Annotated in this window: 11 protein-coding genes; 4 read left to right on the top strand and 7 right to left on the bottom strand. The window is 74.7% G+C overall.

Annotation, left to right across the window (positions count from 1 at the left end):
• The first annotated feature begins 45 nt into the window (after positions 1-45).
• Together KK617_RS06850 and KK617_RS06845 are read left to right on the top strand one after the other, a co-directional pair.
• Positions 46-984, top strand: coding sequence for a peptidoglycan-binding protein (locus tag KK617_RS06850; RefSeq protein WP_277498995.1), 939 nt, complete (start codon positions 46-48; stop codon positions 982-984).
• A gap of 28 nt (positions 985-1,012) precedes the next feature.
• Positions 1,013-1,864: a PhzF family phenazine biosynthesis protein gene (locus KK617_RS06845; RefSeq protein WP_277498994.1), complete on the top strand. Its 852-nt coding sequence runs from the start codon at positions 1,013-1,015 to the stop codon at positions 1,862-1,864.
• 60 nt (positions 1,865-1,924) lie between these two features.
• Here KK617_RS06845 and nhaA read toward each other — a convergent pair whose 3' ends face one another.
• The 6 genes from nhaA to KK617_RS06815 all read right to left on the bottom strand — a co-directional run bounded on the left by nhaA (position 1,925) and on the right by KK617_RS06815 (position 8,628).
• The gene (gene nhaA / locus KK617_RS06840; protein ID WP_277498993.1) at positions 1,925-3,184 is read right to left on the bottom strand and encodes a Na+/H+ antiporter NhaA; all 1,260 of its coding nucleotides are present in this window, start codon (positions 3,182-3,184) and stop codon (positions 1,925-1,927) included.
• Positions 3,185-3,301: 117 nt separating this feature from the next.
• Entirely contained in the window at positions 3,302-4,399 is a 1,098-nt protein-coding gene (locus KK617_RS06835; RefSeq protein WP_277498992.1) for a DUF6882 domain-containing protein, read from the bottom strand.
• Between the two features lie 30 nt (positions 4,400-4,429).
• On the bottom strand, positions 4,430-4,897 hold the full coding sequence (locus tag KK617_RS06830) for a hypothetical protein (RefSeq protein WP_277498991.1): 468 nt from the start codon (positions 4,895-4,897) through the stop codon (positions 4,430-4,432).
• Entirely contained in the window at positions 4,894-6,141 is a 1,248-nt protein-coding gene (locus KK617_RS06825; protein WP_277498989.1) for an acyl-CoA desaturase, read from the bottom strand. The genes KK617_RS06830 and KK617_RS06825 overlap by 4 nt, the downstream gene beginning before the upstream one ends.
• Positions 6,142-6,208: 67 nt before the next feature.
• Complete coding sequence (locus KK617_RS06820) at positions 6,209-7,333, bottom strand: ferredoxin reductase (RefSeq protein WP_277498986.1); 1,125 nt, start codon at positions 7,331-7,333, stop codon at positions 6,209-6,211.
• Positions 7,334-7,428: 95 nt separating this feature from the next.
• On the bottom strand, positions 7,429-8,628 hold the full coding sequence (locus KK617_RS06815; protein ID WP_277498983.1) for an MFS transporter: 1,200 nt from the start codon (positions 8,626-8,628) through the stop codon (positions 7,429-7,431).
• 75 nt (positions 8,629-8,703) lie between these two features.
• Here KK617_RS06815 and KK617_RS06810 point away from each other — a divergent pair, with 75 nt between their 5' ends.
• Positions 8,704-9,399 (top strand): HAD family hydrolase, encoded by a 696-nt coding sequence (locus tag KK617_RS06810; RefSeq protein ID WP_277498981.1) that lies wholly within the window; start codon positions 8,704-8,706, stop codon positions 9,397-9,399.
• A gap of 9 nt (positions 9,400-9,408) precedes the next feature.
• Here KK617_RS06810 and KK617_RS06805 read toward each other — a convergent pair whose 3' ends face one another.
• On the bottom strand, positions 9,409-10,764 hold the full coding sequence (locus tag KK617_RS06805; RefSeq protein ID WP_277498980.1) for an SLC13 family permease: 1,356 nt from the start codon (positions 10,762-10,764) through the stop codon (positions 9,409-9,411).
• 103 nt (positions 10,765-10,867) lie between these two features.
• Here KK617_RS06805 and KK617_RS06800 point away from each other — a divergent pair, with 103 nt between their 5' ends.
• Entirely contained in the window at positions 10,868-11,491 is a 624-nt protein-coding gene (locus tag KK617_RS06800) for a GntR family transcriptional regulator (RefSeq protein WP_277498977.1), read from the top strand.
• Positions 11,492-11,560: the final 69 nt, after the last annotated feature.

Here is an 11,560-nt window from a genome sequence, read left to right as displayed (position 1 = left end):
GGCGCAGACGGGCGTCGACCGGGTCGTTCTCGGGAGGAACCACCCATGACCCGCATGTTCCGACGACGGCTGGCTGCCGTCGTGCTCACGATCGTGACCGCCCTCGGCCTGGCCCTCACGGCCGCCGCCCCGCCCGCGCAGGCCGCCTGGCCGGTGCTGCAGCAGGGCTCGAGCGGCCCCGATGTGACGGCGGTGCAGCACCTGCTGACGGCGCGCGGCCACGCCACGGGCGCGGACGGCGCGTTCGGGCCGGGGACCGCGTCGTCGGTGCGGGCCTTCCAGTCCGCCCGCGGCCTCGCCGCCGACGGCGTGGTCGGCCAGGCCACCTGGGGCGCGCTCGTCGTCACGGTCCGCCAGGGCGACGCGGGGTCGGCGGTGCGGGCCGCGCAGGTGCTGCTGAACAAGCACGGCGCCGGTCTCGGCGTCGACGGTGCGTTCGGGGCGGGGACCGCCGCGGCGGTGCGCTCCTTCCAGTCGGCCCGCGGGCTCGCCGCGGACGGCATCGTCGGCCCGGTGACGTGGGAGGCCCTGGCCGGCGGGGGTGGCGGGGGCGGCGGCGCCGGCTGGGCGCTGATGATCCCGCGCTCGAACCTGCCGCGCTCGGAGTTCGACGACCCGCACCACACCTACCCGGCCCTCGACCTGCCGACGGCGACCGGCGTGCCGGCGTACGCCGTGACGGGCGGGACCGCGACGGCGATGAGCAACAGCCGCTGCGGCAACGGCGTCAGCCTCGTCGCGGGCGGGGTGACGTACCTCTACTGCCACTTCTCGAGCCACGCGTTCTCGGGCACCCGCACGGTGGCGGCCGGCCAGCTGCTCGGGCACACGGGCAACACCGGCAACTCGACCGGGCCGCACCTGCACTTCCAGATCACCGCGGGCGGCGCGCTGCGGTGCCCGCAGGCGTTCGCCCTGGCGCTGTACGACGGCCGCACCCCGCCGTCGCCGTCGTCGCTGCCGACCTCGGGATGCATCGGCTGAGCCCTACGGTCGGCCTACGGTGGGGGCCGTGAGCACGCACCCGTTCCACCAGGTCGACGTCTTCGCCCCCCGCCCGCTGGCCGGCAACCCGGTCGCGGTCGTCCACGACGCCGAGGGCGTCCCCGACGAGCGGCTCGCCGCCTTCGCGCGGTGGACCAACCTGTCGGAGACGACCTTCCTCCTGCCGCCCACGCCGGAGGGCGCGGCGGCCGGCGCCGACTACCGGCTGCGGATCTTCACGCCCGGCCGGGAGCTGCCCTTCGCCGGGCACCCCACCCTCGGCAGCGCGCACGCGTGGCTCGCCGCGGGCGGGGTGCCGCGGCGGGCCGACGTCGTGGTGCAGGAGTGCGGGGTCGGCCTCGTGGAGGTACGGCGGGACGCCGACGGCCTCGCGTTCGCGGCGCCCGCCCTGCTGCGCTCCGGCCCGGTCGAGGACGACGTGCGGGATCGGGCGGTCGCCGCGCTCGGGGTCGACCCCGGCGCGGTGCTCGACCTGGCGTGGGTCGACAACGGCCCCGGCTGGCTGGGCGTGCGGCTCGACGCGGCGGCGACCGTGCTGGCGCTGCGCCCGGACTTCGCGGCGATGGGCGACCTGCGCATCGGCGTCGTCGGCGCCCACCCCGACGGCGGCCCCGCCGACGTCGAGGTGCGGGCGTTCGTGCCGTCGCTCGCCGTGCCGGAGGACCCGGTGACGGGCTCGCTCAACGCCGGGCTCGCGCTGTGGCTCACGGCCGCGGGGGTGCTGCCCCCGTCGTACGTCGCCCGTCAGGGCACCGTGCTGGGGCGCGACGGCCGGGTGGTCGTCACGACCGGCGACGACGGGCGTGTGTGGGTGGGTGGCGCGACCCTCGGGCTCGTCGAGGGCGTCGTCGAGTTCTGAGCGCGCCGTCCGTGGGAGGAGCGCCAGGCATTCCGCGGCGCTGCTCCCACGAACCGGGGGTCAGCCGCCGATGAGCGGCAGGTCGCCGTCGTCGATGCCGTCCTCGTTCATGTCGCGGGTGCGGGCCCGGCGGGCGTCCCAGCGCAGCAGCAGCGCGCCGAGCACGGCGCAGACCACCGACGCGAGGAGCACGGCGGCCTTGCCCGCGGCCACGAAGTGCTCCTCGGAGAACGACAGCTCGGCGACGAGCAGCGCCACCGTGAACCCGATGCCGGTGAGGAACCCGATGGGCAGCAGGTCCCGCACGCCGATGCCCTGGGGCAGGCGGAACGGGGTGGCCCGGGTCACCAGTGCGGTCGTGCCGAGCACGCCGACGATCTTGCCGACGACGAGACCCGCCATGACGCCGAGCGCGACCTCCTCGCGCAGCACGGCGAGCGGCCCGCCGTCCTCGACGACGGTGACGCCGGCGGCGAAGAACGCGAAGACGGGCAGGGCGATCGCCGAGGACCACGGGTTCCACACGTCGGCGTAGTGGTGGGCGCGGCCCGCCCGCTCGCCGTGGACCGCGATCGCGGGCACCACGAGACCGAGGAGCACCCCGGCCACCGTGGCGTGCACGCCCGACTCGTGCACCAGCACCCACGTGACGACGCCGATCGGCACGAGCGCCCACAGCGGGGGCCGGCGCAGGCGGGTCAGCACCCCGAAGAGCGCGACGAGCGCGAGGGCGGGCAGGAGGTACACCGGGTCGAGGTCGGCGGTGTAGAAGACCGCGATGATCGTGATGGCGATGAGGTCGTCGACCACCGCGAGGGTGAGCAGGAAGACGCGCAGGGCCACGGGGAGACCACGCCCGAAGATGGCGAGGACCGCCAGGGCGAAGGCGATGTCGGTCGCGGCGGGGATGGCCCAGCCGTCGCGGTGCCCGGCGTCGCCGCTGCCGACGACCACCGCCAGGTAGAGCAACGAGGGCACCGCGACGCCGCCGGCGGCGGCGAGCACCGGTACGGCGGCCTCCCGCGGGTTGCGCAACGACCCCACGACGAGCTCGTGCTTCAGCTCGAGCCCGACGACGAGGAAGAAGACCGCGAGCACCGCGTCGGCCGCCCAGGTGGCGAGCGACAGGTCGAGGTGCAGCGCCGCGGGGCCGAACGTGGAGGCTGACAGGTCGGCGTAGGAGTCGCGCCACGGCGAGTTCGCCCAGACCAGGGCGACCAGGGCGGCGACCATCAGCAGGATGCCGCCGGTCGTCTCGCGGCGGGTCCAGGCGGCGACGCGCTGGCGGGAGGTGGGGCGGGTCTCGGCGGGGGAGGTCACGGTGCTCCTACGACGGGTCGGGTCCTGACCCCGGGAGGCCCGGGGCGACCGCCGACCAGACTTCCCGGCACACCGCGGACCAGCCTAGCGGGGCGGGGGGCCGCCGCCGTACCGCGCTCAGGAGCGGGGGCGGAGGTCCCGCTCCTCCTCCAGCTCGTCGACGAGCCGGAACCCGTCGTCGAAGACGCCGACGACGTAGCCGCCGTACCGCGCGCGGACCGCGCCGCCGACGTGCTGGGTCCACGTCACCTGCCACAGACGCGGCGCGATGCGCACGGCCTCCCACCCGTCGTGGGCGGCGAGGTCGTAGTCGGAGCCCGTGCCCTGCACGCCACCGATGAAGTAGGTGTCGTCGCGGCGCCAGTGCCGCTCCTGCAGCGTCCGCTGCAGGCGCATCAACCGCCGCCTGTCCTGCCGCTCCTCCTCCGTCAGGTCACGGCGACGCCGCTCGGGGTCCAGCGCGTACGTCGGTCGCAGGGCCGCGAAGTAGCGCTGCACGAAGCCCACCACCTGCTCGGCGCGCACCTCCGGCTCCGGGCCGGCGGTCTCCGGCGTGCCGCTCATCAGGGGCATGCCCGCCACGGGCCCGGTGGTCCGCGGCTCCGGCAGGTGCTTCGTCGGCACGACCGGCGGCAGGCTCGGCAGGGCGGCGGGGGCGACGTACGGCGGGAGGTCGGGCAGTGCGACGACCCGCACGGTCCCGTCCGGCTCGGTGACGCGGGCGGGCCCGTGCGTCATGAAGACGTGCGTCTCGCCCGACGTGCCCTTGTAGACGCCCTGGGCGCCGGTGAGGCGTCCGGCGACGGCGCAGTAGTCCCAGCCGTCCTCGACGGTGGCCTCGACCATCCGCGTGGTCAGCGCGTCGAGGCCGTGGTCCTCGCCGTGGGCCCGCACCCGCTCGGCGGCGCCGCGCAGCGCGGGCGGCACGGACGGGTGGTCCCAGCCCCACAGCCACGTGCCCTCGGGGGAGACGGTGCCGACGACCTGCATCGAGCAGTCCGCGGTGCGGCCCGTCGCGTCGTCGACGAAGCGCAGCAGGCCCTCGTCCATCCGGACCTCCCAGCGCATCTCGCCCAGGCCCCAGTCGGCGTCGTGGCCCTCGTGGCGCGCCTGCATGGCGGCCCGGGCGTCGTCGGCGAGGCGCGCCCATCCCGCGTCGTCGCGTGGCGAGGAGAGGTGGGTGGGGCCGGAGAAGAAGGGCAGGCCGGGGATCACGACCCCGGCCCTACCCGTCCTGCGCAGCGCTCACGCGTCGTCGCGCCGCTCCACCACCGAGTTCGGCCGGAACACGTGCAGACCGTCGCGGGTGCCCGGCCGCACGAGGTCGAACCCGCCGGTCGCCACGACCGTCCAGCCCCGCTCGCGCCCGGCGGCCGGCACGGGGTGGCCGAGCACCGGGCCCGTCGCGGCGTGCAGCAGCGACAGCAGCTCGTCGCTGCACCCGGGGTGCACGGGCGGCACCCGGAACGCGTTGTCGTCGGCCTCGGCGGGCGTGCCGACGAGCACGAGCGGGTGCGTGAGCGTCTGCGCGCACACGGCGCACACCCGGCTCAGAGCGCACTGCAGCACGCGGGCGCGCCGCAGCTGCTCGAGGTCGCCGGCCCCCGACGGGTCGGTGCAGACGAAGGGCACGCCGACGAGGTGGGCCGGCGGCCCGGACCGGTCACCCAGTCCGAGCCGCGTCAGCCCCTCGCCGATCCTCAGGGCACTCACGCGCGCGCCTTCGCCCCCGCACGGGACCAGCCGCCGAGCTCGGTACGCCGCCGCGGCCGCTCCGCGTCGCTCTTGCGGCTGCGGTCGGTGACGGTCTTCGTGGGCGGGGTGATCTCGCCGTACTTCTCGCTGGCGTGGCTGGTCCAGGAGTTCGGCAGGCTCAGCAGCGTGATCGTGCGCAGCGCCTGGCCGTACTGCTTGTGCAGCGGGCCCGTGGTGTAGGGGATCCCGTACTCCTCGCAGATCGCCTTCACCTCGACCGCGATCTCCGGGTAGCGGTTGCTCGGCAGGTCGGGGAAGACGTGGTGCTCGATCTGGTAGCCCAGGCTGCCCGACAGGATGTGCAGGGCCCGGCTGCCGTTGAAGTTCGCGGCACCCAGCATCTGGCGCAGGTACCACTCCGCGCGCGTCTCGTCCTCGATCTGCTCCTCGGTGAAGTGCAGCGCCCCGTCGGGGAAGTGACCGCAGAAGATGATCACGTAGGACCACACGTTGCGGGTGATGTTGGCCGCCGCGTTCGCCTTCAGCGTCTGCTTCCAGCCGGGGCCGGACAGCGCCGGGTAGACGATGTAGTCCTTCAGGATCTGGTTGCGGCCCTTCCGGAAGATCTGCGCCAGCTGGCGCTTCATCTCCGCCGGGTCCTTCTCCAGCTTGCGGATGCGCTCGATGTCGAGGTCGTGGAGCGCGACCCCCCACTCGAACAGCAGGCTGAGCAGCGCGTTGTAGACGGGCTGACCGAAGTTCGCCGGGTGCCACTTCTGCTCGCGGGCCATGCGCAGGATGCCGTACCCGATGTCGTTGTCGTAGCCGAGCACGTTGGTGAACTGGTGGTGGATGTAGTTGTGCGAGTGCTTCCACTGCTCGGCGGGCTGCGCGGTGTCCCACTCCCAGGTCGAGGAGTGGATCTCGGGGTCGTTCATCCAGTCCCACTGGCCGTGCATGACGTTGTGGCCGATCTCCATGTTCTCGAGGATCTTGGCCAGCCCGAGCATGGCGGTGCCGGCCACCATGGAGCCGCGCCGCAGCGCCTTGCGCTCCTTCGGGGCGTAGGAGCCGGCGAGCATGGCCACGCGGGCGCCGAAGGCGAGCCCGCGCTGCACCTTGATGAGCCGGTGGATGTACGCCGCGTCCTTCGCGTCGCGGGACGCCTCGATGCGGGCGCGCAGCTCGTCGAGGCGGCGGCCGATGGTCTCGACCTCCTCCTCGCTCAGGTGCGTGTACTCCTTGACGTCGGCGATGGCCATGCCGTGCCTGCCTCTCGTGCGGGGTCGGTGCTGCGGGTGCTCGTGCGGGGAGGGTGTCGGGGGACGGTCAGATCGCGATCGTGCAGTCGCCGTTGGGGACGGCGACGCACGTCTGGATGCGCTCGTTGGGCTGGTCGTAGCGGTCACCGTTGCGGACGTCGGTGACGGAGCCCTCGACCAGGGTCAGCGTGCAGGTGTGGCAGATGCCCATGCGGCAGCCGAACGGCATGCCGATGCCGACCGACTCGCCGGCCTCGAGCACCGTCGTACCCGGCTCGACCTCGGCCTGCTTGCCCGAGTTCTGGAACGAGATGCTGCCGCCCTCGCCGACGTCGTCGCCGATCTGCAGGGTGAAGCGCTCGAGGTGCAGCGCGTCCTCCAGGTCGGCCTCGCGCCAGTGCTCGACCGCCGCGTCCAGCATCGGCGAGGGCCCGCAGGCCCAGGTCTGCCGGTCGCGCCAGTCGGGCACGACCTCGCCGAGCCGGTCGAAGGTGAGCATGCCGTCGGTGTCGGTGTAGATCGGCGTGAAGGTCACGGACGCGTGCTCGGCCGCCACCTCCTCGAGCCGCTCGCGGAAGATCATCCGGTCCGGGGTCGGGGACGAGTAGACGAGGTGGATGTCCGGCAGGGGCCACCGGCCCTCGCCCGCCCGCCGGACCAGGGTCTTGAGCATGGCCATGACCGGCGTGATGCCGGAGCCGCCGACGAGGAACAGGATGCGCTCCGGGGGCGGGTCGGGCAGCACGAAGTCGCCGGCGGGCGCCGCGAGCCGCACGACCGTGCCGGGCTCCAGGCCGTTGATCAGGTGCTCCGAGAGCAGTCCCTCGGGCATCGCCCGGATCGTGATCGTGATCCGGCGACCACGTCGTCGCGGCGTGCTCGTCAGCGAGTAGGAGCGCCACTGGTAGCGGCCCTCGACGGGGACGCCGATCCCGACGTACTGCCCCGCCTGGTGGTCGAAGCGCCACCCCCAGCCGGGCCGGATGACCAGCGTCGCGGCGTCGTCGGTCTCCCGCACCACGGACTCGACGCGACCGCGCAGCTCCCGCGAGGTCCACAGCGGGTTGACGAAGCGGAGGTAGTCGTCGGGGTGCAGCGGCGTGGTCAGCCCGTCGGCGAGGGAGCGGACCGCGTGCCAGTCACGGCGGCGGCGCGTGGGGGAGAGCTCTTTGACGGCGGTGCGGAGTGCCACGGGCGGCTCCCGGTGCTCGGGTGATGCGGGTCACTGACTCAGTGGTCAGTTGTACACCGACGGTGGTGACGGCGGAAGGGGGGCGACCACGCGGGTCACGTCGCCGGCCGCTCGCCCCGCACGGGCACGAGGGCGATGGCCAGCACGGGGAAGAGCGCGGCCAGGGCGTACGTCGCGGGGTAGCCCCAGGCGGCGATGGTCAGCCCCGCCACCGGCGGCACGGCGGCGGCCACGAGGTTCTGCGCCGTGTTCTGCACGCCGAGGGCGCGCCCGGCCCAGAACGGCCCGCCGCGCTCGGCCACGGCGGTGAACGCCAGGCCGTTGTCCGCGACGGTCACGGCGGAGGCGACGACCATCGCGACGACCGCCACGGCCGGGGCGAGCTGCGCCGTCACGGCGAGGACCAGCATCGTCGCGACCGCGCCGTACGCCACCCAGCGCAGGGGCCGCATCCGCGAGCCGACGAGGTCGGACAGCCAGCCCGCGCCGACCCGCGCGGCCGCGCCGACGAGCTGGGCGCCGGCCACCACGCCGCCCGCGGCGGCCGCCGTCCAGCCCAGGTCGGTCACCAGCCACGTCAGCGCGTAGGTCCACACGACGAACTGCGGCACCACCAGCAGCAGCGAGACCCCGTGGATGCGGGCGAGGAACCGGTCGGCGCGGTAGGGGTTCGGCGCGGCGGCGACGGAGGTGGCGGGCCGGGGCGGGTCGAGCACGACGACGGCGACGACCACGAGGGAGACCAGCGTGGCGACCGCGGGCACCCCCAGGGCGGTGGCCACGCCGTACCGCTCCGCGAGGACCGCGACCGTCGCGGCCGCGATGCCCACGCCGAGCGGGGCCGCCATCTGGCGGATGCCCATGGCCAGCCCGCGGCGGTGCGGCGGGAACCAGCCGACGACGACGCGACCCGAGGCCGAGTTCGTGGCCGCGGCGCCGGCGCCCGCGACGAAGAGGGTCGCGGCGAGCGCGGGCAGACCGTGCACCTGGGTGGCGGCGACGCTGCCGAGCAGGGCGAGCAGGAGGCCGGCGAGCAGGCCGAAGCGCTCACCACGACGGTCCACGACGGCACCCCAGGCGTAGAGCGTCACCATGATCCCGGCGAGCGGGGCGGAGGCGACGAGGCCGGCCTGGGCGAGCGACAGGCCCTCGTCGCGGTGCAGCGTGGGGATGAGGAACGCGGGACCGTTCACCGTGATCGCCGAGGCCGCCTGCGCCACCGTGCCGGCGCCGAGGATGGACCACCGTCGCGCGCCGCTGATGCGTTCGTGCGCGGGCACCTCGACGTCGGTCACGGGGGCAGTCAACGCCTGGTGCGTCCATCATGTGAAACGTGGGTCTTGTCCTGTGAGACGACTACGGTCGGGGGGGTGATCGTCACCGTCGACCTCTTCAGCGCCCTGACCGACAGCCGCCGCGGCGGCTCCCCCGTGCTGGGCGCTCTCGCGCGGGAGCGAGGCTGGCCCGAGACCGGCGAGCAGCTGTACGACGCGTGGGACGGCCACAACAAGGCGCTGCAGCGGACGGCGCAGGCGCCGACCACATTCCACGACCTGTCCCGCGAGGCGCTGGCGCGGGCGTACGGCGACCTCGGGCACGGCCCTGCCGACGGGGCCGACGTCGACGCGGACCTCGCCCTGCTCGAGGAGTCGGTGGCCGACTGGCCGCTGTGGCCCGACGTCGCCGCCGGCATCGAGGCGCTGGCGCGGGTGCACCGGGTCGGCATCCTCTCCAACGTCGACGACGCGCTGGCCCGCCGGACCCGGGCGCACGCCCTGGTCGACCCGGACCTGGTGCTCACCTCGCAGCGGCTGGGCGCCTACAAGCCGAGCCCCGCGCTGTACGCCGCCGCCGCGGCCGCCGTGGCCCCCGAGCGGCTGGTGCACGTCGCCGCCTCGGGGCGCGACGTGCGCGGCGCGCTCGAGGCGGGGCTCGCGACCGTGCGGCTCGCGCGGCCCGGCCACGTCGTGGACGCGGCAGGGCCGCGCCCGCCGGTCGAGGTGACCGACGCTGCGGCCCTGGCCGCGGCGGTGGAGCAGGTCGCCGGGGACCGAGACCCCCGCTGACCCGTCGCGTCAGGCGGTGGGCACGACCAGCAGCGCCCAGGCCACGAGCGGGGCGACGACGACGATCGACATGCCCCACTGCATGAGGCGCTTGAACACCAGCTCGCGGTCCTCGTCGTCGGCGTTGGCGACCACGAGGGCGCCGTTCGTCGAGAACGGGCTGCAGTCGACGACCGAGCTCGAGATGGCCAGCGCGGCGATGAGGCCGACGGCGCTCACCTGGTCGGTGAGCAGGAACGGCACCGCGAGCGGGATGAGGGCGCCGATGATGCCGGTGGTGGAGGCGAAGGCGGAGACCACCGCGGCGATGAAGCAGAGGAGCAGCGCGGCGACGAGCGGGGCGCCGACCTCGGCGACCTTCTCGCCGACCCAGTCGACGACGCCCTCGGACTGCAGCAGGTTGACGTAGGTGACGATGCCGCCGATGAGCAGCACCGTGCCCCAGCTGATCTTCTCGACCGCGCCCTTCGCGGACTCGGGGAAGACGAGGGTGAGGACCACGGCGATGGTGAGCGCGGTGAAGCCGACGTCGAGGTCGAAGCCCAGCGCGCCGATCATGAGCGCGACGAGGCCGACCAGGGTGACGATGCGCTGCGCGTCGAGCGCGTGCGGGGCGCCCGCGTCGCCGTGGGACTCGCGGGCGCGGGCGGCCTCGACGGCCGAGTGCGGCGTACCCGGACCGCCGGGGCGGGTCGCCGCGTGGCTGGCGGCCTCGGCCTCGACGCCCATCGCGGCCACGGTCTCGGTCTCCTTGCCGCGGGCGATCAGCGCGCGGCCGCCGAAGGCCACGTAGGTGATGGCGGCGATGAGGGCGGCGGCCGTGAAGGTCGTGAGGAAGAGGACCAGCTGGTTGCCGGGGAGGTCGTTCTGGTCGACGACGCCGTTCGTGATGCTGCCGAAGATGCCGATGGGGGAGAAGCTGCCGGCGGTCGCGCCCTGCACGACCATCATGCCCATCATCATCGGGTTGATCTGGTAGCGCAGGGCGAAGCCCATGGCGACCGGCGCGACGATCGCGACCGCCGCCGGGCTGACGGCGCCGATGGACGTGACGGCCGCGCAGACCAGGAACATGGCCCAGGGGACGAGGGCCACCCGGCCGCCGACCGCGCGGACCGCGGCGTGCACGATCCAGTCGACGGTGCCGTTGTTCTTGGCCAGGGCGAACAGGTAGGTGACGCCCACGAGGATGACGAACAGGGCGCTCGGGAACCCGACGAGCACGCCGTCGGCGTCCAGGTCGAAGACGCTGAGGCCGACCACGAACGCGGCCACGAGCGCGAGCGCGCCCATGTTGATGCCGCGGAGCGTCGCGACCAGGAAGACGACCACGAGGACCGCCAGGGACACGAGTTCGGTGGACACGAGAACTTCCCATCGGATTGTGACGCAGGTCATGCGGACCGAGCGATCATGTCAGTGGCTAGGCCACCTGGCAACTGGACCAACCGGTCCCTACGATGACGCCATGTCCGGTGATGCCCCGCGGCGGCTGCCGCCCCTGCGCCGCGAGCGGCTCTACGAGAGCCTGGCCGCCCACATCTCCGACTTCATCGAGGCCCAGGGCCTCGTCGGCGGCGACCGACTGCCCCCCGAGCGGCAGCTCGCCGCCGAGCTGGGCGTCAGCCGGGCCACGCTCTCCCGGGCCCTCGCGGCACTGGAGACCCGCGGTCGCATCGAGGTGCGCCATGGCGTCGGGGCGCTCGTGCGCGAGCCCGACCTCGGCCCGGGCGACGGCGACGGCTGGGACCGCCGGGTCGCCGCCAGCCCGCGCTCGGAGGTGCTCGTGGCCCGCGAGGCCGTGCTCGCCGGCCTGGCCCGCGCGGCCGCGACCAACCCGGACAGCTCGCTGCGCGTCGCGATGCTCGCCCCCGACGGGCGCCGCCGCACGTTCGACCACACGTGGCGCTGCGTACGACGCCTCTCGGCCGCCCCGCTCCTCGCCGAGCTCGACGACGTGCTCGCCGAGCACGCCCCCGCGCCCGCGGGCGACGACGGCATCCACCGTCGCCTCGACGCGGTGGCCGAGGCGATCGTCGACGGCGACGCCGTGCGCGCCGCGACCGCGTGCCAGGGGCTGCTCGGCGACTGAGCCCCCCCGGGCGCCCCGGCGCCCCCGGCTCGGGCGGGCGCCCCCGGCTCGGGCGGGCGGCTCGGCTCG

This window comes from Nocardioides sp. ChNu-99, from assembly GCF_029493445.1.
Classification (GTDB): Bacteria; Actinomycetota; Actinomycetes; order Propionibacteriales; family Nocardioidaceae; genus Nocardioides.
Note: the sequence above shows the minus strand (reverse complement) of the source record. Positions and strands in the feature narration are given on the sequence as shown.